At 56.2% G+C, this 23,836-nt stretch carries 19 protein-coding genes and 1 riboswitch; of the genes, 17 read left to right on the forward strand and 2 right to left on the reverse strand.

Annotation, left to right across the window (positions count from 1 at the left end):
* Positions 1-29: 29 nt before the first annotated feature.
* The 17 genes from RSX24_RS22725 to RSX24_RS22805 all read left to right on the forward strand — a co-directional run bounded on the left by RSX24_RS22725 (position 30) and on the right by RSX24_RS22805 (position 21,810).
* The gene (locus RSX24_RS22725; RefSeq protein ID WP_236413174.1) at positions 30-1,184 is read left to right on the forward strand and encodes a GerAB/ArcD/ProY family transporter; all 1,155 of its coding nucleotides are present in this window, start codon (positions 30-32) and stop codon (positions 1,182-1,184) included.
* Between the two features lie 148 nt (positions 1,185-1,332).
* Positions 1,333-2,157 carry a uroporphyrinogen-III synthase gene (locus RSX24_RS22730; protein WP_236413172.1) on the forward strand — a complete coding sequence of 275 codons (825 nt, stop codon included), beginning with the start codon at positions 1,333-1,335 and terminating at the stop codon, positions 2,155-2,157.
* A gap of 244 nt (positions 2,158-2,401) precedes the next feature.
* Positions 2,402-2,626, forward strand: a riboswitch (cobalamin riboswitch).
* A 276-nt stretch (positions 2,627-2,902) separates the two neighbouring features.
* Positions 2,903-4,717 carry a precorrin-3B C(17)-methyltransferase gene (cobJ, locus tag RSX24_RS22735; RefSeq protein ID WP_236413170.1) on the forward strand — a complete coding sequence of 605 codons (1,815 nt, stop codon included), beginning with the start codon at positions 2,903-2,905 and terminating at the stop codon, positions 4,715-4,717.
* A 106-nt stretch (positions 4,718-4,823) separates the two neighbouring features.
* The gene (locus RSX24_RS22740; RefSeq protein ID WP_343261848.1) at positions 4,824-6,107 is read left to right on the forward strand and encodes a sirohydrochlorin chelatase; all 1,284 of its coding nucleotides are present in this window, start codon (positions 4,824-4,826) and stop codon (positions 6,105-6,107) included.
* Positions 6,104-6,874: a precorrin-6A reductase gene (cobK, locus tag RSX24_RS22745; RefSeq protein ID WP_236413165.1), complete on the forward strand. Its 771-nt coding sequence runs from the start codon at positions 6,104-6,106 to the stop codon at positions 6,872-6,874. The genes RSX24_RS22740 and cobK overlap by 4 nt, the downstream gene beginning before the upstream one ends.
* 509 nt (positions 6,875-7,383) lie before the next feature.
* On the forward strand, positions 7,384-8,031 hold the full coding sequence (locus RSX24_RS22750) for a precorrin-8X methylmutase (RefSeq protein ID WP_236413162.1): 648 nt from the start codon (positions 7,384-7,386) through the stop codon (positions 8,029-8,031).
* Positions 8,032-8,340: 309 nt separating this feature from the next.
* Positions 8,341-9,489: a cobalt-precorrin-5B (C(1))-methyltransferase gene (locus tag RSX24_RS22755; protein WP_339275053.1), complete on the forward strand. Its 1,149-nt coding sequence runs from the start codon at positions 8,341-8,343 to the stop codon at positions 9,487-9,489.
* Positions 9,490-9,502: 13 nt separating this feature from the next.
* Positions 9,503-10,759, forward strand: a complete 1,257-nt coding sequence (gene cbiE / locus RSX24_RS22760; protein ID WP_343261896.1) for a precorrin-6y C5,15-methyltransferase (decarboxylating) subunit CbiE — start codon at positions 9,503-9,505, stop codon at positions 10,757-10,759.
* Positions 10,756-11,472: a precorrin-2 C(20)-methyltransferase gene (gene cobI, locus RSX24_RS22765; protein ID WP_236413160.1), complete on the forward strand. Its 717-nt coding sequence runs from the start codon at positions 10,756-10,758 to the stop codon at positions 11,470-11,472. Before cbiE ends, cobI begins: the two co-directional genes overlap by 4 nt.
* Positions 11,469-12,266: a precorrin-4 C(11)-methyltransferase gene (gene cobM / locus RSX24_RS22770; protein ID WP_343261849.1), complete on the forward strand. Its 798-nt coding sequence runs from the start codon at positions 11,469-11,471 to the stop codon at positions 12,264-12,266. Before cobI ends, cobM begins: the two co-directional genes overlap by 4 nt.
* Positions 12,259-13,344, forward strand: a complete 1,086-nt coding sequence (locus tag RSX24_RS22775; RefSeq protein WP_236413158.1) for a cobalt-precorrin 5A hydrolase — start codon at positions 12,259-12,261, stop codon at positions 13,342-13,344. The genes cobM and RSX24_RS22775 overlap by 8 nt, the downstream gene beginning before the upstream one ends.
* Before the next feature lie 137 nt (positions 13,345-13,481).
* On the forward strand, positions 13,482-14,969 hold the full coding sequence (locus RSX24_RS22780; RefSeq protein WP_343261850.1) for a cobyrinic acid a,c-diamide synthase CobB: 1,488 nt from the start codon (positions 13,482-13,484) through the stop codon (positions 14,967-14,969).
* Positions 14,970-15,295: 326 nt separating this feature from the next.
* Positions 15,296-15,934 (forward strand): ThuA domain-containing protein, encoded by a 639-nt coding sequence (locus tag RSX24_RS22785; RefSeq protein WP_343261851.1) that lies wholly within the window; start codon positions 15,296-15,298, stop codon positions 15,932-15,934.
* Positions 15,935-16,073: 139 nt separating this feature from the next.
* Positions 16,074-16,445: a phasin family protein gene (locus tag RSX24_RS22790; RefSeq protein WP_236413155.1), complete on the forward strand. Its 372-nt coding sequence runs from the start codon at positions 16,074-16,076 to the stop codon at positions 16,443-16,445.
* Positions 16,446-18,116, forward strand: a complete 1,671-nt coding sequence (locus RSX24_RS22795; protein WP_343261852.1) for an ABC1 kinase family protein — start codon at positions 16,446-16,448, stop codon at positions 18,114-18,116.
* A 542-nt stretch (positions 18,117-18,658) separates the two neighbouring features.
* The gene (locus RSX24_RS22800) at positions 18,659-20,104 is read left to right on the forward strand and encodes a SulP family inorganic anion transporter (protein ID WP_343261853.1); all 1,446 of its coding nucleotides are present in this window, start codon (positions 18,659-18,661) and stop codon (positions 20,102-20,104) included.
* A gap of 167 nt (positions 20,105-20,271) precedes the next feature.
* A complete protein-coding gene (locus RSX24_RS22805; RefSeq protein WP_343261854.1) occupies positions 20,272-21,810 on the forward strand; it encodes a DEAD/DEAH box helicase in 1,539 nt (512 codons plus the stop codon).
* Between the two features lie 901 nt (positions 21,811-22,711).
* Here RSX24_RS22805 and RSX24_RS22810 read toward each other — a convergent pair.
* Both RSX24_RS22810 and RSX24_RS22815 read right to left on the reverse strand, forming a co-directional pair.
* Positions 22,712-23,644 (reverse strand): hypothetical protein, encoded by a 933-nt coding sequence (locus RSX24_RS22810; protein ID WP_236413147.1) that lies wholly within the window; start codon positions 23,642-23,644, stop codon positions 22,712-22,714.
* 2 nt (positions 23,645-23,646) lie between these two features.
* Positions 23,647-23,790, reverse strand: a complete 144-nt coding sequence (locus RSX24_RS22815) for a hypothetical protein (protein WP_236413145.1) — start codon at positions 23,788-23,790, stop codon at positions 23,647-23,649.
* Positions 23,791-23,836: the final 46 nt, after the last annotated feature.

A 23,836-nucleotide genomic window follows, 5' to 3' on the forward strand; every position in this document is an offset into this window, starting at 1 on the left:
CATCCATATGGAAGACGGGAGGGAGTACCATGAACCAGGAAGTGAAACCGAGGCAGCTGTTTCTGCTTGTCATGTTGATGAGTATGACCGGCACGTTAATTCAGCCTCATGCACAAGCCATCTATTATGCCAAACAACATGCCTACTTGTCCTATATCCCCGCATTTGTCGTGATGGGGATATCCTTCTGGCTGATCAGCCGGATGATGCGCCGCTTTCCCGATAAGGACTTGTTTCAATCCCTGGTGGAACGGCATCCTTTTTGGGGAAGGGTTACGGGTATGCTGTACATCCTGTTTTTTCTTTTTGTCTTCGCAAGGGATTTGCGTTTGATCGGCGATTATGTCAGCATAACGTTGTTGGAAACGACCCCGATCTCGATTATTGCACTAACGATCCTCGTGATGGCCGTTTTTATCGTGAGGGGCGGTTTGGGATCACTGATCGGAATGTCAGAGCTGTATGTCACGCTGTTTCTGGTCAATTCGGTCATCGTGCCGTTTATGGTTGCCCCGCAAGTAGACCTGAACAATCTGCTGCCGTATTTGGATGTTGATGCGGCAGGCGTGGGGAGAGGCACTTGGTACATCTTTTCCTTTTTTGGCGAGATGGTTGCGCTCCCCTTTGTCATGAAAGGCAGTGACTTTAAATTCAAGCCTGCTTTTCGGGGAATGTTATGGGCCGTTTTGCTGATGATGTTGATCCTTATTGAAACGATTGCGTCCATCGGCGTGGAAATTGCCTCACGGTTGGTGTATCCTTCTTACGAATTGGCACGGCAATTGCAGATCAGCGAGTTTCTGGACCGGTTTGACTTGCCATTGGCCGCGGCGACCCTGCCTGCCATGGTTACCAAAATCGCGTTTGATCTGTATTTTGTATGTTGGGGGCTCAAACGGATGATTCCGAAGGTATCCGGCAAAGTGCTGACCGGACCGATTGCGCTGCTCGGGTTTGTTTGCGCGTTTTGGTTTTTCCGGAACGCCGTCCAGCTTTACCGGTTTACGCGGGAATGGACATGGATCGCCATAGTGTTTGAGGTCTTGATTCCGATCCTGTTGTTTCTGTTTCTTCGACCCAAAAAGAAACGGGCAGGCAAGCATGAGCAGCATGCGGAGAAATCCGGGCAGGAGGATGAAAGAAAGCGAAGCGGCCCGCAGGGCGGAAAACTTCAACCTTCTTAAGAAGGTGCATGGTTTATGGATTTTATAAAAAATCGTTATAGGAAAACCCCGAAAATAAAGGGTATTCAAGGTTCCCCTGCATGGGCTCTGCCTGTATACTGAAGTCAGACTGATGAACTTTCGGCAGAATCCAACTGGGGGGAACGATATGGCGCAACATTTGGCAGGCATACGCGTGGCTCTGACGGGACCGCGCAAGTCGAGGGAGATGTCCCTGCTGGTTGAAAAAATGGGCGGAATTCCGCTGGTACGGCCTGCACAGGGAACGGTGTTTCTGGATGACCGGAGCATTCGGGACGGACTGGTCTCCTGGATTTCCAATCCGCCGGACTGGGCGGTGCTGACGACGGGCATGGGGCTCGATGCCATTTTTGATATGGCAGAGGATATGGAACTTGCCGGAGCGCTGCTTGATGTACTTGCGGCTTCGTCGATTGCGGCGAGAGGATACAAAACGGTGAATGCACTGCGCAAGCGCAGGCTTTCACCCATCGTTCGGGACGATGACGGCAGCACGGAGGGCTTGATCCGCGAGTTTGCTGCACATGATCTTGCCGGGAAAAAAGTGATGCTGCAGCTCCATGGCGAAACGGCACCGAAACTGGTGAGTTGGCTGGAGCAGCAAGGAGCCCAGGTGCGGCAGGTGCTGCCTTATCGGCATGTGCCGCCGGAAGAAGCGGAGCTGGCGCAGCTGTTGAACGAAATCATCGCGAACGAGGTTGACGCCGTTGCTTTTACAAGCGGCCCGCAGGTGCGTTTTTTGACGGAATACGCAGCTTCGCAAGGCAAGCTGGAACAGATGCAGGAGGCGTTCAGGCAGGGCGTGGTGGCCGCTTCGGTGGGCAAAGTAACGGCAAATGCCATGCGCGAGGAAGGCATCGAGGTTCGCGTTGTCCCCGAGGAAGAAAAGATGGGGGCGCTCATCGTGGAGCTGGGCCGTTATTACGCCGCTTTGAAGGTAGATCAGGCTTAAAGGATGCACGGTATAAAAAGGCGAAAAGGCTGAGAGCAGTCCTTCGCTATGCTGATGTGCGGGTTTTGGTCAACCGAAGAGGAACGGAAAAGCTAATAAGAAGAGGCCTTGATCCATACATGGATCAGGGCCTTTTTAGTTTCGCAGGCAAAGGATTGCGTCCGGGCGGGAAAATTAAATGAATGCAGGCCTTCATGGGCATGGACATCATTTCCTGACGGATGGTATGATGAAGACAATATCATCACATGAAAACAGACAAGGTGCTCTTGCTTTCAGGCAAGAGGTAACAGGGAATCGGGTGCAAATCCCGAGCGGTCCCGCCACTGTAATGGGGAGGCTCCTTTCAATAGTATCGGTTGCGCAGACGTTGGAGCTGCTGCTGATAAGTCACTCGGATCACCGGGGAAGACGGAAAAGGAAGCTGATGAACCAGAGCCAGGAGACCTACCTTGAATGTGTCACCGGACCCTTCGCGGAAAGGAGCGGTGTACGAACGATCAGGAAAAGGGCGGACCATAGGTCCGTCCGGCAGACCCTTCCGGGCCATGCATCAGCAGGATCATTCTTCCACGGAATGATGCTGTGTTCTTGAGCATACGTACATTCGTATCCCGTCCGCATTGCGGACGGGATTTATTGGCGTTCTCAGAGTTTTGAATATGCGATAAGGCGCGAAGAAGGCCGGCTTAGCCGTCCTTCTTCACTGTTTAAGTCGGACAGGTTATCGGAGGAGGAGAAACAGATGCAAGGACTAGGCAAGCTGCTTGTTATCGGATTCGGTCCAGGGGCCATGGAGCATATTACCCACCGGGCGCTTGAGGCACTGAGAGAGAGCGAGGTCATTATCGGCTACAACACGTACGTCGACCTGATTCGGCCGCTGCTGACCGGACAGGAAATCGTACGTACGGGCATGACCGAGGAAGTCAGCCGTGCGCAGGAAGCGGTAAGACAGGCGGAAGCGGGAAAAATCGTGGCCGTGATTTCCAGCGGCGACGCGGGCGTATACGGTATGGCCGGCCTCGTATACGAAGTGTTGATGGAGCGCGGATGGAAGCCGGACAGCGGCGTGGAAGTGGAGGTGGTTCCGGGCGTTTCGGCGATCCAGTCCTGCGCTTCCTTGCTGGGAGCGCCTGTCATGCACGATGCTTGCACGATCAGTTTGAGCGACCATCTGACCCCGTGGGACACCATTAAGCGCCGGGTTGAGGCCGCGGCTTCCGCTGATTTCGTCATTGCATTGTACAATCCGCGGAGCGGCAGGCGGACCCGCCAGATCGTAGAAACGCAGGAGATTCTGCTGCGTTACCGTGATCCCAAGACCCCTGTCGGGCTGGTCAAAAGCGCGTACCGCGACCGCCAGCATGTGGTCATCACCACGCTGGAGGACATGCTGAACCATGACATCGGCATGCTGACGACCGTGATCATCGGCAATTCGTCCACCATGATGTACGAAGGCCTCATGGTGACCCCACGCGGCTATCAGCGGAAATACACGCTGAACGCGACGGAACAGCCGCTCCGGCCGCATGAGCGGCTGCGCACGGAAGCCGAGCCATGGTCGCTCGGCGCGATGGAGGCCCGTGCAGCCGCAAGCGGTACGGCAGCGGGCCAAAGCGCGGCCGGCGCTGCGCCTTCGGGAACGGCGACGAGTCCGGAGGGCAGCGATGCCGGCGGCGCCACTGCCGTGCTCGTCGCCGAGCGGCCTGCGCCGGCGGTTGCCGCGCCGCACGCAGCCGCCGCAGCCGCGCCCATCGGCGCAGCCGAGCTGGCCGCGGAGGCGCTCGGTCGGCTCGCGGCAGGCGGGGCCCTCGCGGGCGAAGCAGCCAGCCGCTGGCTGGACGCCGGGCCTGGAGCCGCTGCGCCGCAGGCCCTGGAGCGCACGGCGCCCGCGCCAGGCAGCAAGCCGCCGCTCTTCGAGGTGGGCGTATCGCCCGGCGTCGGCAACAAAAAGTTCAGCGCCGCACAGATGGCGCTGCTTGCGCAATGCGCGGGTGACGACGGCGAGCTGGAGTATACGCCGGAGCACCAGATCATATTGCGCGTGCCAACCTTCGAGCCGGACCGGCTCGTTGCCGAGCTGCGCGCCGCGAAGTTCATCGTGGTGCCGATCGGGGACGTCATCAAGGTGAAAGCCTGCGACTTCTGCAACATGGAGAAGGATGATGCCGTACCGATGGCAGAACACCTGCAGGCCGTCATCGGCGGCGTGAGTGCGCCGAAGGAAACGAGCGTGGCCCTGAACGGCTGCGGCATGGCATGTTACGGCGCGGTGTTGGAGGATATCGGCATCGTGTACCGCAAAGGCGGTTACGACCTGTTCCTCGGCGGCAAAAAGTTCGGGCGCAACGCCCATCCCGCGCAACCGGTCGCGGAAGGCATTCCGGGCGACGAAATTGGCGGCATCGTGGAACGGATCGTTGCGGAGTACAAAGAAAAAGGACATCCGAATGAGCGTTTTCATAAATTTTTCAAACGGGTTGGCGTGATTCAGGGCTTCCGCCATGTGGATGCACCGGTCACGGTTGAAGTAAACCCGGTTTGTGGGGATTAGATGATCGGGAGCCCGGATTTACCTTTGAACCAATAAGCAATGCATGGACATATCAATCAGGAAGCCCGGTCCTGAGGGGCCGGGAATGGGGAGGAAGCAATCGCACATGAACGCCATATTGCTGGTAGGTCACGGAAGTCGTGACCCTGAGGGGAACAACGAACTGAAGGAGTTTGCGCGTACCGTAGCAGAGCAGGCTCCGGAAGCTACGATCGTGGAAACTTGCTTTTTGGAATTGACGCGTCCAAGCATCGCTGAGGGTGTTACAGCCTGCGTGAACAGAGGAGCGACACGTGTTGTGCTGGTGCCGATTATTCTGTTTGCGGCCGGACATGCCAAAGTAGACATCCCGAATGCGATCGATCGTGCAAAAGCACGTTATCCGCAGGTTGAATTCGTGTATGGCCGCCCGATTGGCGTACACGACAAAGTGATTGAGATTTTGCAGACTCGCTTGCATGAGGCGAAGCCCGTATCTGCAGGAGCCTCTCGCGGAGCAGTCGCAGTGGCTGCCCCGCCTGCTCCAGCCCGGGATGAGGAAACGGCGGTGCTGGTGCTTGGCCGGGGAAGCAGTGATCCGGATGCCAACAGCGACTTTTTCAAAATGACGCGGATGTTGTGGGAGAAGCTTCCTTATAAATGGGCGGAAAGCTGTTTTATCGGCGTCACCGAGCCTTTGTTCCCGGAAGGGCTGCAGCGCTGTCTGGCGCTTGGGGCCAAACGGATTATCGTGTTACCGTACTTCCTGTTCACAGGTGTGCTGATTAAACGGATCGACGAGATGACGGCGGCATTCGCAGCCGAGCATCCGGAGATTCAGGTTGAACTGGGCGGTTATTTCGGTTTCCATCCCAAGCTGGTGGAACTGGTGACTCAGCGTGCATTTGATGCATTGGAAGGCAGAGTCGATGCAGCTTGGAACGAGTTCCAGTATCGGATCGAAGCGATGAAACACCACCACCATCATCACGATCATGACCATGACCATGACCACCACCATGATCACGATCACCACCATGATCACGATCATGACCATGACCATGACCACCACCATGATCACGATCACCACCATGATCACGATCACCATCATGACCATGACCACCATCATGACCATCACCATGACCATGACCACCATCATGACCATGACCATCACCATGATCACGATCACCACCATGATCATAATCATCACCACGATCACGGTCACCATCATCATCACGAGCATGATCATTTTGCATCATCACGCGATTTTCATCACGATCATGATGGGGAGATTCCTCTGTCCCATCACGAGAAGGACGAAGAACAGGATAACCGCACCCCCGGAAAGGGAGAACATGACGTTTCGGACAAGCAAGAGGCGTCTGCGGGAGAGCAGGTGGGCCGTCCATGATCCTGATGTTGTGCGGAACAAGCGATGCGCGGGAGTTGGCGTTACGCATTCACGAAACCGGTGTTGAAGTGTTAACGTCGGTGGTAACGGAGAGTGCGGCGAACAGTCTGGCGGAAGCCGGGTTAAAGGTGCGGACAGGCCGCATGACCGCTGAAGCAATGGCGCAGCTGGCCCGCGAGCAAGGCAGCAAAGCCATTGTCGATGCAAGCCATCCATTTGCGGAGGAAGCCCATGCCAATGCGATGGAAGCGGCTAAACAGGCGGATATTCCCTATATCCGTTATGAACGGACAGGACTGGCCTATGACGATCATCCGCTGCTTCATGTCGTGCCGTCTTACGAGGAAGCAGCGATCAAGGCCAAGGAGCTTAAAGGATCAGTCATGTTGACCACGGGCAGCAAAACGCTGCAAATTTTCACAAAGCACCTGCTCGGCGATCCGGACGTTCGATTGGTGGCGCGAATGCTGCCGCGTCTCGACAACATGGAGAAATGCGGGGAGCTGGGTGTGGAGCAGCGCAACATCATTGCGATGCAGGGACCTTTTTCACGCGAACTGAATGAAGCCTTATATAAACATTATGCCACGACAGTGATGGTCACCAAGGAAAGCGGCAAAACCGGCGCAGTCGACGAGAAGGTGCAAGCGGCGCTGGAACTGGGCATCCATGTCGTGCTGATCGCCAGACCGGAGGTCGAGTTCGGTACGGTGTTTGACCATTACGAAGGCGTATTGGAAGAGTTAGGGCGTATTTTTCATAAGTAATATGGGTGCAGCAACCCGGATTAATTAAAAATAACCGTATTCCGGGCCAATTTAAGGCGAGCTTGAAGACGTTCAGTTTAACCGTCATATGAACGACGAAATGTACAGTTGAGCGCAATACAAACAGAACACTAAGCAAACAAAGCACACAAAGCACATAAAGCACGTACAATCATGGGGACAACCGGAGCGGCTAAGCCTGATTATTTAGTTGGAATTTGAACCATTCAAATTCAAGTTAAGCAGGGCCCGAAAATATAACGAACATCAGACACCTTATTTTGCGAAAAAAAGCTTCTTGGAACTGTAACGAACCTGAGGCACGCTATTTGGCAGTATAAAGGTCACTTTCGTCCGGATTCCCGCCAATAACGATGCTGATGTTCGTTAGCCTAAAGAAGTGTGTGAAAACACCCGAATAAGGTGTCTCAGGTTCGTGAGAAAGAAGCCGAGAACAGGGAACGCCATGACCGTTAATACCATTTTCAATAATGAAGGAGTGCAGGCACATGGATTTCAAAACGGAATTTAAACCGCTCACCGTACAGCCGCAGGAAATTGAAGGAAAAAGCTTCGAAATGATTACCGAGGAACTCGGCGAGCATCCATTCACGGCTGAACAATATCCTGTGGTGCAACGCGTCATTCACGCTTCCGCGGATTTTGAGCTCGGACGCAGCATGGTGTTCCATCCGGACGCGATTGCGGCAGGCATCGCAGCGCTTCGTGCCGGCCAGTCCGTCATCGCGGACGTGCAGATGATCCAGGCCGGCGTGAGCAAAGACCGCATTCGCGGCTTCGGCGGGGACGTGCATGTGCATATTTCCGATGCGGACGTCATTGAAGAGGCGAAACGCCTGAACACAACCCGTGCGATCATTTCCACGCGCAAAGCGGTAAAAACGTACGAGGGCGGCATTTATGCCATCGGGAACGCGCCTACCGCTTTGCTGGAGCTGATTCGTCTGGTCAAAGAAGGCGAAGCCAAGCCGGGCCTGATTATCGGTATGCCGGTCGGCTTTGTGTCTGCGGCGGAATCGAAGGACGAGCTGCGCAAACTCGACATTCCGTTCATCACCAACATCGGCCGCAAGGGCGGCAGCACCATCGTGGTCGCTGCATTGAACGCGATCTCCCTGATGGCGGCCAAAGCCTAATGGCTATAGCATTCTATAAGTACGCCCAGGAGCTGAGGAACTGGGTTGCTATAAAAGAATCTCATGTTATATAGGTTGAACTGCATACTTACACGATAACGGAGAGGGCAGAAAAAATCTGGAGAAGCGAAGCGTTCGTATTTATCCCCGGATGTTCCCCTTGAAAAAAAGGGATCAAAAAAATCCGGGGATAAGAGCGATCGGAAGATGGTTCTGACCACGTAGTGGCCCCGTGTAATAATCATTTGTTCAACCTATATAATTGCAATCTATATCGAAGCAACAAGTACGAACGGGAGGTCAACGACCATGATGGAAAAAAAACGCATGAAAAGCGGAGAGGCCCCGGATCCGGATAAACCGATGCGTTCCGGCTTTACGACAGGGGCGTGCGCAACGGCCGTGGCGAAAGGGGCCGCGCAGCTGCTGCTGACCGGCATTGTGCCGGATCGGGCCGTCGTATCGCTGCCGGCAGGTTTTGACCACTCGTTCGAGCTGCAGGAGCAGGAATTGAAAGAAGGCGTGGCGACTTGCGCCACGATCAAAGATGCCGGCGACGATCCCGATGCCACGCATCTGGCGAAGATCATCGCGCATGTCACGTGGCGGGACGAGCCGGGCGTCGAGCTGGACGGAGGCATTGGCGTGGGCCGGGTGACCAAACCGGGGCTTCCTGTGCCGGTCGGCGAGGCGGCGATCAATCCCGTGCCGCGGCGCATGATCACCGAAGCGGTCACGCAGGTGCTCGCCGAGCATGGTGCGGCACGCGGCGTACGGGTAGTCATCAGCGTGCCCGACGGCGAGGAAATCGCCAAGAAAACACTGAATTCCCGCTTGGGTATCATAGGCGGCATCTCCATCCTGGGCACGCGGGGTGTGGTCGTGCCGTTCTCCACGTCGGCCTACAAGGCCAGCGTGGTGCAGGCCATTTCAGTCGCGCAGGCTTCGGGCTGCGAGCACATCGTGCTGACGACCGGGGGCAGCAGCGAGAAATACGCCATGAAGATGATGCCCGAGCTGCCGGAGGAAGCCTTTATTCAGATGGGCGACTTCGTTGGCTTTGCCATTAAACACGGCAAACGTCTTGGCATGAAACGCATCAGCCTGGTGGGTATGCCAGGCAAGTTTGCCAAAGTGGCTCAAGGCGTCATGATGGTCCATTCCAAGAGCGCGCCGGTGGATTTTGGATTTCTTGCGTCCGTGGCTCGGGAAACCGGGGCGGGAGAAGAATTGGCCCAGGCGATCGAGGAAGCCAACACGGCGACGCAGGTGGCAGATATGATGACGGAGGCCGGATTTTTGCCATATTTCGAAAAATTGTGTACATATGCCTGCAGGCACTGTCTGGAACATGCCGGGGGCGGTTTAACGGTAGAGGTCGTGCTTGTCACGATGAAAGGAATGGAACTGGGGAGGGCGGAAGTAAGTGAACTGGACGGCATCAACGGAAACGAATGATCGAAAGATCCGCATGATCGGCATTGGCGAGGAGGGTGCAGCAGGCTTGACTGCGGACAGCCTCGCTTGCATCGAGCAGGCGGACGTGCTGGTTGGCGGCGAGAGGCTGCTGCAGTTCTTTCCTGCGTTTGCAGGCGAGAAATTAACGATTCGAAGCGGACTGGGCGAACTGGTCGCAAAAATAAAGGAGCTTCATGCCACGCAAAACGTGGTCGTGCTTGCCTCAGGGGACCCGCTGTTTTACGGCATAGCCGGGTACATGGCGCGTAAGCTAGGCCCGGATGTGCTGGACATCCGGCCGAATCTCAGCTCGCTGCAGCTGGCATTTGCCCGGCTGGGCGAGAGCTGGCAGGACGCCGTGCTGGAGAGCGTGCACGGTCGGCCCTTGCAAGGGCTGGCGCAGCGCATCGACGGTAAGGCCAAAATCGCGCTGCTGACCGACGACAAAAACAGCCCCGCCGCCATTGCCGCATATTTGCAGCATTTCGGAATGACCGAATACGATGCGTTTGTGGCCGAAAACCTTGGCAGCAAGGATGAGCGTACAAGACGTTACACGCTGGATGAGCTGGCAGAGACGGAATGCAGTCCGCTGAACGTCGTCATTTTGCTGCGCCGCAAGGATGCGCCGCCGGCGCGCCGAGGGTTCGGCTTTGCGGATGAGGAGTTCCACCAGCGGAAGCCGGAGAAGGGCTTGATCACGAAGCGCGAAGTGCGCGTGTTCAGCCTGTCCGAGCTGTGCTTGCGGGAAGACAGCGTCGTGTGGGACATCGGAGCGGGCTCCGGCTCGGTGGCCGTGGAGTGCACGCGGCTTGCGTCGAAGGGCCAAGTTTTCGCCGTCGAAAAAAATGAAGGCGACCTCGCGAACATCGAGGCCAATCGCATCAAATTCCGGACGGACTTCACCGTCCTGCATGCCAAGGCCCCTGCGGGGCTGGACGGCTGGCCCGACCCGGACGCCGTCTTCATCGGCGGCAGCGGCGGCGAGCTCGCCGAGCTGATCGCGCTCTGCGCGTCCCGGCTGCGTCCGGAGGGACGCATCGTGGTCAATGCAGCGACGATCGAAACGCTGCATGACAGCATGAAGGCCATGCAGGGCGCAGGCCTGGATGCATCGGTGACGCTGCTGCAGACGGCGCGCAGCAAACCGATCCTGAACATGATGCGTTTCGACGGACTGAACCCGATCTACGTGATCACAGGTCGGCACAAGACGGAAGAGCTAACCGGCGAGAGCGGAGCGGAAGAGAGAAAGGGGCAAACAACATGAGCACGGCAGCAGTAGGCACGCTGTATGGCGTAGGCGTCGGTCCGGGAGACCCGGAACTGATTACGGTCAAAGCGTATCGCATGATCCGGGAATGCCCGGTCGTTGCGTATCCGAAGAAGCGGAAGGGCGGCAAATCGTATGCCCACGAAATCGTGGAGCTGTACGTGAACCCCGAAGAAAAGGAAATGCTTGGCCTGATCTTTCCGATGACGAAAGACCCGGTCGTGCTGGAACGCGAGTGGAACAAAACGGTGGAAGCATGCTGGGGGGCGCTGAAGGAAGGCAAGGACGTGGCTTTCGTGACCGAGGGCGATCCGAACCTGTACAGCACGTTCATTCACCTTGCGCGTTTGATGCGCGAGCTACATCCGGAAGTGCCGATCTCATCGATTCCGGGCATTTCGTCCGTGCTGGGTGCGGCGGCGGCGCTGGACATGCATTTGGCGGACGGCGATGAGCAGGTGGGCATCGTTCCGGCGACTTCCGACAAGGAGGCGATGCGGAAAGCGATCGAGAACCACGATACGATCGTCTTCATCAAGGTGGCCAAGGTGCTTGACCTGATGCTGGAGCTGCTGGACGAAATGGGACTCGGCGGCAAAGCTTCGGTGGTCACGAAAGTGACTTCTCCGTATGAGCTGGTTTGGCGCGACGCACGCGAGCTGAAAGGGCAGGAGCTGGAATATTTGACCCTGATGGTGGTGAGCAAATGAAAACATTGGAACCGAAAGTATACATCGTCGGCGCCGGACCCGGCGATCCCGAGCTGATCACGGTCAAAGGTTCGAACATTTTGCGCAGCGCCGACCTGGTGCTGTACACCGATTCGCTCGTCAATGACGAATTGATCGCGACGGCGAAGCCGGAAGCCGAAGTGCTGCAAAGCTCGGGCATGGACCTGGAGCGGCAGGTCGAGCTGATGGGCGAGGCCGTGCGCGCAGGGCGGAGCGTAGCTCGCGTACATACGGGCGATCCGGCCGTGTACGGCGCCATTTTGGAACAGATGGTGCTGCTCAAGCAGCAGGGCGTTGCTTACGAGATCATTCCGGGCGTCAGCTCGGTATTTGCCTCGGCGGCAGTGCTCGGCGCCGAATTGACCGTGCCGGACCTGACGCAGACGGTCATCTTGACCCGTGCCGAGGGCCGTACGCCCGTGCCGGAGCGGGAGAAGCTGCGCGATCTGGCCTCGCATCACTGCACGGTGGCATTATTCTTGAGCGCAACGCTGGCGAAAAAGGTCGTAAACGAATTCCTCGCGGCCGGTTGGAGCGAGGATACGCCGGTGGCCGTCGTTCAGCGGGCGACATGGCCTGATCAGAAAATCGTGCGTACGACGCTGGCAAACCTCCCAGCCGACCTGCGTGCCGCAGGCATTACGATGCATGCGATGATTTTGGCCGGATGGGCGCTCGATCCCGACCTCGTGAACCGGGATGCCCACCGCTCCAAGCTGTACGACAAAACCTTCACGCACGGCTATCGCAAAGGGGTGAAGGCCGGTGAGTAACCCGTTTGCGGTCGTGGCGATCACGAAGCATGGCGTGCAAATGGCACGCGAGCTGGCCGGGCAATTCCCCGGTACCGACGTATACTATATGACCAAGTTTGCGCGGGGAGACGAAGAAGAACTCGGCTATCGCATGTTCGAGGGTTCCGTGAAGCTGATTTTGCCGGACCTGTTCAAACAGTACAACGGCATCATTCTCATCATTTCGCTCGGAGCGGTGGTGCGTATGATCGCGCCGCTGTTGGTCGACAAAAAAGTGGACCCGGCCGTGCTCGTCATCGATGACCGCGGCGAGAACGTCATCAGCGTGCTGTCCGGGCATCTGGGCGGCGCAAACGAGCTGACCCGGCAAGTGGCGAGTGTGCTTGGTTCGCACGCCGTCATTACGACGGCTTCCGACGTGCAGGGCACGATCCCTGTTGACCTGTTCGGCCGCGAGCTGGGCTGGACGGTGGACAGCTTCGACAAGGCCACGCCCGTCAGCGCGGCCGTCGTGAACGAGGAGCCTGTGGCTTTGATCCGGGAAACCGGGGAGCGGAACTGGTGGAAGTACGACAAACCCGTCCCGGATCACATTCGCGTGTTCGATCGTCTGGAGGACGCAGCATCGTTCGACTTCAATGCCGCATTGGTCGTCAGCGATCGCCTGCTGACAAAGGCCGAGCAGGAGCGTTTCCTCAGCAACGGGGTGCTCTACCGTCCGAAGAGCCTGGTGCTTGGCATGGGCTGCAATCGCGGTACGGCCATGGAGGAGCTGGAGCGGGAAATGCTCGCCACATTGGAGGAGCTGTCCCTATCGGTCAAAAGCGTGCGCAACGTAGCTACCATTGACTTGAAAAAAGACGAAGAGGGCCTGCTTGCGCTTTGCGCCAAGTACGGCTGGGAGCTGGTCACGTATACGCCGGCGGAGTTGAACGCGGTCGAGCTGCCAAACCCGTCGGAAACGGTGTTCAAGTACACAGGAGCTTACGGCGTGTGCGAACCGGCGGCACTGCTTTCTTCCGGTGCGGACCACTGGTTACTGGAGAAGAAAAAAAGCGGCAATTTGACGCTGTCGGTTGCCCGCATCCCATTTTGATTGATCATTTTGCAAAATGCAGGAAAGAGAGACTGCGACGAAATTAAAGTAAACCTGATTTCCCCGCAGCATCTAAACGAACAGGATTGAACCGCATCGATTTTTCGGTGCGGTTTTTTTGAAAGGTGGAGCGACGAATGACGAATTCGAACATGGCCTCGAATCAAGAAGTGAATTTTACAGACGTGAACAGGCCCCGATTGATTATCGCGGGCACGGGCAGCGGCGCGGGCAAAACGACCGTAACCCTTGGCCTGATGAAGGCCCTTGCCGGCCGCGGCTTGCGTGTACAGGGCTTTAAATGCGGACCCGATTACATTGACCCGACGTATCATACGGCCGTTACGGGCAGAGCTTCCCGCAATCTCGATGCATGGATGACATCGCCGGAATACGTGCGTACTGCTTTTGCCAAGGCTTCGGTCGGGCAGGATATCTCCATCATTGAGGGCGTCATGGGTCTCTACGATGGGAAGGACCCGCTCAGCAACACGGGATCTACGGCGGAAATTGCACTCGTGACGCAAACGCCCGTCCTGCTGGTCGTGGACGTGCGCAGCATGGCCCGCAGCGCGGCTGCCATCGTGCTTGGCTTCCAACAGCTGGAGCCCGAGCTGAACATTGCGGGCGTGATCGTGAACCGCTGCGGCAGTGCCGGACATTACGGTATCGTCAAAAAAGCGATTGAGCAAATGTGCGGCATTCCTGTCGTTGGCTGGCTGAAGCGCGATGAGGAGCTTGCGATACCGGAGCGCCATTTGGGATTGGTGCCGGCCATTGAACGCGGCGAGCTGGAGCCATTGTTCCAGCGTGCAGCCGATGTGCTGCTCGAAGGCACCGACCTGGATGCGATTATGGCGATTGCTGCTGGCGCGCCGCCGCTTGATGCTTGGGAGAGTATAGATACATCTGAATTTTCGCGTCCATCCGAACACCAGAACACTCAGCAGACCTCTGAACAGCGGCCTACGATTGCGGTGGCACGAGACGCAGCATTCAATTTTTATTATCCTGACAATCTGGAACTGTTAGAGGAAGCCGGGGCCAGGCTGACCTATTTCAGTCCGCTGGCGGGTGATGGCATTCCGGATGATGCGGACGGCATCTATCTGGGAGGCGGATTCCCCGAGGAGTTTGCCGCCGACATTGCCGCGAATCGCAGATTTCTTGCAGGTTTGAGAGAGGCGGTTCGGAAGGACATGCCTCTCTTTGCCGAGTGCGGGGGTTATATGGTACTGGCCGAGACGCTGACCGATCGCCAGGGAGAAACGCATGCGATGGCAGGCATCGTGCCTGCCGATGTGCAGATGCAGACCAAGCGGGCCGCTCTGGGCTACCGTGAAGCCCATGCGGTTAAGAGCACTTTTTTGTTGGAACAAGGAGAAGGAGTGAGAGGGCATGAGTTCCATTACTCCACCATGACTTATAAGGAAGGCTTCGAGACTCCATTTGCCTATGAAACCAAGGGACTGCGAGGGATGAAGAAGGAGGGGTATGCTGCAGGGAGCGTAATGGCCGGTTATACGCACGTTCACTTCGGATCGAATCCGGCTGCGGCGCAAAGATGGGTAACCCACTGCCTCCATTACAAGCTGAAAGGCCAAACTGGTCATAAAGAATCTTGAACCCATGTTTGGCAAGGTATTTTGTCTTAGTCGAAATGATCACCTTGCGAAATAACCGGCTTCTGAGACTTTGGTCGCGAAGTTGGTTTTCCGGCGGATTGGGAAAAGGTTTTTGCCGAGAAGCGTGGAATGAAGTATAATTGGACACCCCGTTCAGCATTTCCCGGATATGCCTGCGAACAAAGCGGCTATACTAGAAGATATATCGTTTCCGGTCGGTCTGGCCGGCGGGGACATGGCTGCACGAGCATATCCGAAGAATGAGGTGCCGGTTGTTTTCATGCAAATCGTCTGACTGAAGTTGAATCCGAAAGGAGTTATGAATAATGGATCATCGTAAAAAGGCACTGCTGCTCGGCGATTACACTCATCCCGACTGGCATCCGATGCAAGGCGTGGACGTGGAGATCAGTCGAATCTTCCACGATATCATGACCGTACAGTGCAGCGAAAATCGCAACATGCTGCTTCAGGAAAATATATCGGGATTCGATGTGTGCATCTCGTATTTCGACGACTGGAGAGGCAAAGCTTCGCCGCAGCAGACAGCGGGGTTGCTGTCTTACGTCAGCAATGGGGGAGGGCTCGTCATCATCCACAACGGCATCTCCCTGCAAAACCGCTATGAGCTGGCGCAGATGATGGGCGCAAAATTTTTGCACCATCCGGCCTATGCTCCGCTGGAGTTCAAGGTCACGGCGACGAATCATCCCGTAACCGAAGGCATTTCGGATTTTGCAATGGAAGAGGAAGCCTACCTGTTTGAGTTCGGCACATTCACCGAAACGACGGTGCTTCTGGAGTATCAGTCCGAGGAAGGACCGAAGCCGGCCGCGTGGGCGCATACATACGGTCTTGGACGGATCGTGTATCTGATGCCCGGACATCACGTGCCTTCTTTTGCCCATGAAACCTATCGTCAGCTGGTGATGCAAGCAGGGAAATGGGCTGCCCGTTACGTGTAACGGTTAGGCGCAGACAAGATCAGGTACGGGGGTTGCCTTTTGCAAGATGGCCACGGTCAGTCCGTCGATTTGGGGTTTCTTTTGGTTGCCGTCCATTAGGGGTATAATATAGAAATCAACAAAGAGGAGGATGACAGGAATGAGCGATTTGTTCAAAAAGGCAATTTCGTTAGGGCTCGGTCTTACCGTTGTAAGCAAGGAAAAAATCGAAAAAACCGTGGATGACCTGGTCAAACGGGGCAAGCTTGCGCCCGGAGAATCCAGGGACTTGGTCGACAAGTTGATGGAACGCGGCAATGAAGAGCAAGGCCAGATCAAGAAATGGATCAACGAACAGGTCCAGCGTGCGCTTGTGGACGTCGGCGTGCCGACCAAAGGCGAAGTGGCTCGGCTGGAACAACGCATTGAAGCACTTGAAGCCAAGCTGGCCAAACTGGGTCACTCCCCGCAAGCTGAACCGGTTGCCGCACCTGCGCCGCTCGAAGTCCCTCCTCTTAAAGAGAACGAGTAGATGGCTGTGCGCATCAAACATGTCGGCAGATACCGCGAAATCGCCATGGCGCTGGTGCGCCATGGCTTCGGGTATATGGTGGAGGAGCTGGGACTTTTCCAGATGCTGGCCCTGCCCCGGCGTTGGATGTCCCGTGAGGAGCATGCAAGCAAAACGTTGAGCGAGCGGATTCGGCTGGTGCTGCAGGAATTGGGACCGGCTTTCGTGAAACTGGGGCAGCTGGCAAGCACGCGGGCGGATTTGCTGCCCGATCCGGTGATCCGGGAATTGGTGAAACTGCAGGATCAGGTGCCGCCGTTTTCTTCGGACACGGCGCGGGGGATTTTGGAACAGGAATTGGATATGCCGCTCGAGGAGATCTTTTCCCGGTTCGAGGATACTCCCGTAGCAGCGGCCAGCATCGGTCAGGTGCATTTGGGCAAGCTGCGGAGCGGGGAAGCCGTGGCTATCAAGGTCCAGCGGCCCGGCATTGCGCGTATCGTGCAGCGAGACCTGGACATTCTGCGCGAGTTGACGGCCATGGCCGAGAAGCGGTGGGACTGGGTCCGACAGTATCAAATTCCGCAAATGGTCGAGGAGTACGCTGCGGCCTTGCTGGCCGAGCTGGACTACACGGTGGAAGGCCGCAATACGGAAAAGATCGCGCTGCAGTATGAAGGGGACGGCCAGGCGAAGATTCCGGAAATTTATTGGGATCAAACGTCATCTCGCATCCTGACGATGGAGTATATTGAGGGCATCAAGCTGAACGACCCCGATGAACTGGCGAAACGCGGGTATGACGTGAAGGATATCGCACAGCGGTTGGTTGATGCGATCTTGAACCAAATATTTCTGCACGGTTTTTTTCATGCCGATCCACATCCGGGGAACTTGATGGTACTTAAGGATGGGCGTATCGCCTTCATTGACTTCGGCATGGTGGGCAGCCTGAGCGAGGAAATGAGGAAGCATCTGGCATCGCTGGTCATTGGGCTCATGCGCAAGGATACCGAGGCCATGATCCGGGCCATCGAGAAGCTGGGCATGATGCCGGATGATATCGACGAGCGTGGGCTCCACAACGATTTGGACAAACTGCGGGCCAAATATTACGATATTTCTTTTTCGAAAATCAGCGTAGGTCAAGCATTGAATGATCTGTTCGGCGTTGCTCAGCGTCACAGGATCATTATGCCGCCGGACATCCTTCTGATGGGCAAGTCACTGCTGACGCTGGAAGGCGTAATCGAACATCTCGACCCTACCGTGAGCATCGTGGACATGGCCGAGCCTTTTGGCCGCAAGCTGCTCAAGGATCGTTTTAACCCGGGGAAAATCAAAAACAGGCTGTTCCGCAGCGCGGCCGACATGGCGGAAAGCGTCATGGGATTGCCGGGGCAGCTGCGACAGCTCTCATCCATCATCAGCAAGGGCAAGCTGCGCCTGGAAGTCAGCGTCCCTGAACTGGAAACGCTGCTTCGCAGGCTGGACCAGATCAGCAACCGTCTATCGTTCAGCATTGTGTTGTTGGCCTTTTGCATCATTATGGTCGGATTGATCATCGGTTCTTCCATCAGTCACCAATCCACGATGTTATGGGACATTCCTGTGATCGAAATCGGATTTCTGGTCGCGATTCTCATGGTGGCGTTTCTACTCTATTCGATATTCAAGTCAGGCAGGTTCTGAGCATTCTGCGGAAGCGATCATTATACTTACGGCAAATAACCCTTACGCAAGCAGTAGGGGTTATTTGTGTTCCCTATTTATGCTCAATAAATCAAGAGATAATCAAAGGATTTGGCGTGAAAATAAAAGATAATGGATGAAAACAAGCGATTAAAGCCCGGTATCAACGTTCGTGCATCTTTAACTTATTCTCTATAATAGTAGGTCAGTACACAACGGACCCGGTTTTTCTGAGAGGGGAAAGCCAGAACGGTCGATGACCGTTCATGTTTTAAGCAGCAACGTCTAAGCCGATCGCGGAATAAGTCATGGACGCACACGGAAACGGAAATTCGAATCAATGAACACGATGGCGGGCAAGGGCGTGCATCCGTTATTTTGCATGCATAATTTTACAAGGTCCAGTCAGAAGCTAGGTTACGGATCAAATCCGTAGTTTCGTTTCGGCATGCCGTCCGATTGGAAGCGGAGTGCGCCGTTCCGCCACATTTGGCTAGAGACGAATTAAGGTTTGTTGGATTAGGAGGAGCGGCACTAGACATATGAATACGTTAAAACAACAGTGGTTTGGCAACATCCGCGGCGATGTGCTCGCAGGCATTACGGTGGCGCTGGCGCTTATTCCGGAAGCCATTGCCTTCTCCATTATCGCGGGCGTGGACCCGATGGTGGGGCTGTATGCTTCGATTACGATCGCGATCGTCATCTCGATTGCGGGCGGCAGACCGGGCATGATCTCTGCGGCGACCGGAGCGATGGCCGTGCTGATGGTTGGGCTCGTCAAGGATTACGGCGTGGAGTATTTGTTTGCCGCAACGATTCTGACGGGCATCATCCAGTTTATTTTGGGCATTTTCAAAGTAGGGCGTTTCATCACGTTTGTGCCCCATTCGGTATTGACCGGATTCGTGAACGCCTTGGCGATTTTGATTTTCATGGCACAGCTGACGCATTTTACGGGTGCAAACTGGATCATGTACGCAATGGTAGCGGGCACGCTGGCGATCATTTACATTTTGCCGCGCTTTTTCAAGGCTGCTCCTGCGCCGCTCGTTGCCATTATCGTGATGACGATCATCACGTTCGTCTTTCATCTGGATGTCAAAACGGTCGGACAGATGGGCAATCTGACAAGCACGCTGCCGATGTTCCATCTGCCGAACATTGAGTGGTCCTTCAACACACTGATGATTCTGCTGCCGTATTCCTTTACGATGGCACTTGTTGGTCTGTTGGAATCGCTGCTGACCGCGACGATCGTGGATGAAATGACCGAGACGCGCAGCAGCAAAAACCGCGAGGTTCGCGGCCAAGGGATCGCCAATTTCGTGAATGGTTTCTTTGGCGGCATGGGCGGATGCGCGATGATCGGCCAGTCCGTCATCAACGTGAAATCCGGCGGCCGCGGCCGATTGTCGACCTTTACCGCAGGTGCATTTCTGGCGATTTTGCTGCTCTTGCTCAGCGATGTCGTGAAGCAGGTGCCGATCGGCGCACTGGTCGGCGTCATGTTTATGGTATGCATCGGCACGTTCGATTGGAGCTCGCTCAAAAACATCGGCCGCGTGCCGCGGGCAGAGGCCTTCGTTATGGTCGTGACCGTGGTGATCGTAGTCATTACCAGCGACTTGTCGATCGGTGTGCTCGTCGGCGTTGTGCTCAGCGTGCTGCATTTCGGCTGGAAGCAGGCCAAGATTCGGGTGCAATCGAGCGAAGAGCAAGGACGCAAGGTGTACCGCGTGCATGGGCCGTTTTTCTTCGGTTCTTCCTCCCGGTTCGTGGATGAATTCCATGCCGAGGCTGACCCGGATGAAATCACGATCGATTTCAGCGGTTCTCACATTTGGGATAACACGGCCGTCGTGGCGATTGGCAAGGTGAAGTTCAAATACGCCAAGCTGGGCAAAACCGTGCATTTGCGCGGGCTGAACGAGGAAAGCAGCCGTTTGCTCGAAAAGAGCGGATTCGCCCTTTCTCAGGGCCATTAGTATATCCATCCACGCGACGTGGAATGGTAAAATAAGTGCAAAGGGTGCCGCCAGTGCGCGGTACCCTTTTGTTTTGCTGGACAAACGTGTAAACTACACGGTATGGATGAGAAGAGCAGACGGACTAAATTGCTTTTAATCTAAATGAACTGACAGAGGTGTAACGATTGGCTAATTTTGAACAACTGGGCATCAGGCCCGAATGGTGCGAGATTCTGAAGCATCAGGGAATCACTGTGCCGACGCCGGTACAGGAACGCTCCATTCCGGTATTGCTGGGCGGAAACGATATCATTGCCGAGGCGCAGACGGGCACGGGCAAAACGCTGGCTTTCCTGCTGCCGATTATTCAGAAAATCAACGTATCGGACCGCTCGCCGCAGGCACTGATCATCGCGCCGACGCGTGAGCTTGCGCTGCAAATTACGGAGGAAGCGAAGAAGCTTACCGCCAATGACGATAAACTTCATGTGCTTGCCGTATATGGCGGACAGGATGTGGAGAAACAGCTGCGCAAACTGGAGAACGGCACGCAGATCGTGATCGGCACGCCGGGGCGGCTGCTGGATCACTTGCGCCGCGGCACGCTGAAGCTGGACAACGTGCGCAAGCTGGTGCTGGACGAGGCCGACCAAATGCTGCACATGGGCTTCCTGGACGAAGTGGAAACACTGATCAAAGCGCTGCCGTACAAACGCCAAACGATGCTGTTTTCGGCCACGATGCCGAAAGGCGTTCGCCATTTGGGCAAAAACTACATGAAGGACCCTGTGGACGTCAAGGTATCGTCCCAGTCCGTCATCCCGATCAAGCAGATTCGCCAGCAGGTGCTGGAATGCACGGATCGGGGCAAACTGAACGCGCTTCGCGGCATGATCGATACGTATCGCCCGTATTTGGCGATCATTTTCTGCCGCACGAAGCGCCGCGCGTCGAAGCTGAACGCCGAGCTGCGCGAGGCGGGGTACATGAGCGACGAGCTGCATGGCGACCTGTCGCAAGCGAAGCGCGAGAACGTCATGAAAGCGTTCCGCGACGCGAAGCTGCAGCTGCTGGTCGCGACCGACGTGGCAGCGCGCGGCTTGGACGTTGAAGGCGTGACCCACGTCTTCAACTACGATATTCCGCATGATGCGGAGAGTTACATCCACCGCATCGGCCGTACGGGACGCGCGGGCGGCAAAGGCCTTGCCGTGACGTTTGCGGCGCAGCACGACAAGCCGGAGCTTGCCCGGATCGAGCAAGGCATCGGCCAGAAGCTGTCCCGGATCATCTGGACCAGCGAAGGGCCTGTCGAGTCCACCGGCGCGGCGAGACGCACGGTTCACAGCCTGGGCGAGGAAGAGCGCTCAGGCGGACGTTCTGCCGGGACGGGCAGCGCGCGTCGCGGCTCGGGCCGGGGCGACCGTGCCGAAGGCGGTCGCGGACGCGGCTCCCGCGGCGAGAGCGGACGCAGCGGCGGCCGTCGCGACGAGCGTGGCGGAAGCCGCGGGTCTGCCCGCAGCGGCGGCGGTGGCGCGAGCCAGGGCCAAAGCGGCCGTGGCGAGAACGGCCGCTCGGGCGGCCGCAATGGCGGCGGACGCAGCAGCGATAGCCGCGGCGGTGCAGGGCGCAGCGATGCTCGCGGTGGCAGCGGCCGCGGTACGGGCCAAGGCGGACGCGGCGACTCGCGTGGCGGTCGTAGCGGGGGACGCCGGGGGCGTTAAAGCTCCGGTTCCGCCAAGACGCAGGACACAGGGAGACGTCATGCCAGCCTACTGGCATAATTACAGAAGAGCACGTGAACAAGCCTCGAACTGGTAACAGTTCGCAGATATATACCGTGCACGAATATAGACCGTATTCCGGAAGAGTAGAGAGGTCTCTCTTTCCGGGCTGCGGTTTTTCGCGTTCACGCGCGCTAACGAACCTCACACGCCTTATATCGCCCTAAATCGTGGTCATCAAATTCTAACGAACATGAGCCACGTTATTTGATCGAAAAAGTAGGTGCACGAGCCTTTGGAGGCCAAATAGCGTGCCTGAAGTTCGTAACAATTTCCCTGGACTCAAGAGAGGCCCAATAACGCGTCCGATGTTCGTTAGAACTTCTCATGTAGGCGGTGTGCGGAATCAGTATAGTTGCGGCTAGCAAGCGCAGAGGCCAAAGTAAGATGGGTGGAGCGCAAAGTATATGTCGCAAAGTATAAGTAGAGTTATGTTAGAAGCAATGGCAAGTGAGGCGCTCGCGGCCTTCCCGCGGATAATATGGCAAACAAACGTTGTTATATCCTTATCCCTCATTCGCATAAACAGCATGTAACCATGCCGCATCAAACGAAAAAAAGGCGTTCTCGGTCATCTCGTGACCAGGAGCGCCTTTTTGGATGGCTTAATCAGCTAACAAATGGCAGGCTGACAACCAAATGAATTGAGTCGCACAAAACGAAAACGATGTCTCCGGCCTCAGTTGCAGGGGCAGACATTCATTTCATCGTCTATATAAGGTTGAATGATTTCAATTTGTATCATGTTTGGGAGCCTCAAGGGAGAATTACTAGTACTTTATTTGTCGCATTCTAGCAATCCCTCATTCTCTTATCTCTCAGTCGCGCCTCCATCAGTCCATCAGCTCCAGGCATCGACAGGCTGCTCACGGTATCTCTCGTTATAGACCCGGGCTACAGACTCGGCCAAGCCCCCGCGCGCTTTCCCGGGATAACGTTCGAGAGTTTGGTACAGCCTCATGAACCGATCCTTGGGAATGAAGCGGGCATAGCGGGTAATGAGGCTTGGGAACAGCTCGATATATTTGCTTTTGCGCACGGCGGCGGCAACGACGGCGGTCAATATTTGGATGCCGTTGTGCAGCTGCAAAATTTGGACCTCGTAGTTCGCGACATAACGAATGGCGTCTTCCCGGATCAGCTCCGGCTTCAGCCTGGCAATCTCGCCGATGTATTCGGCGAGCAGGCGCTCGAAGCTGCCGAGCAGCAGCGGCCGCAGCTGCAGGTCCATGTCGCTGCGCAGCACGAACGATTGCAGGAGCGCCACCTGCTGCAGGCGAATGCGGTCATTGTAGACGAGCGAGCCGATCTCGCGCAGCATTTCGTATGCGAGGACTTCGTCCTCCTTGCGCGCTTCGGCCACGAGCGCCCAATTGCGGTTGATGCCTTGGCGGATCGCTTCGCGATCCTCCTGCAGCGTTCGTTTCATTTGGCGCAATTGCTCCGTAAGGAACGAGCGTTTATGCATAAAAGCGAGCAAGCCGAGCAGCAGCAGCGTTACCGAGGCTGCGAGCATCGATTGATCCAACGATTCGCCCAAATAAACGGCGGCGGCGCCGAGCAACGCTACAAGCACGATGTCGCGAGCGATGCGGCGTTTCACTTTGGAAGCGGCCCGCTGCTGTACGGATACGAGTGCACTGCGTCCGCAGGAGGAGCATTCGTTTTCCCAGAGGCAGGTATACGTCCCGCAGCGCTTGCATACGCGCAACTTTTCAAAGGCATACGTCGTTCGTATAAAAGGTCTGATCGAAACCACTTGTTTGGTACCCATGCTCAATCACGCTCACCGTTCAAAATAGTATAAAGAGTGCGGTCCGAATCCTCGCGGGTCACCGGCTTGCGGCGATGCACCAACAGCTTGACCCAGCGGATCAGGACAAAAAGAAACAATATGGCGAGGCATACGTATGTAACCATAATCCGTCCCTTTCAAGGTTTGATGTGATTATAACAAGCACAGCAA

The organism is Paenibacillus hubeiensis, from assembly GCF_032334105.1.
Lineage (GTDB): Bacteria > Bacillota > Bacilli > Paenibacillales > Paenibacillaceae > Paenibacillus > Paenibacillus hubeiensis.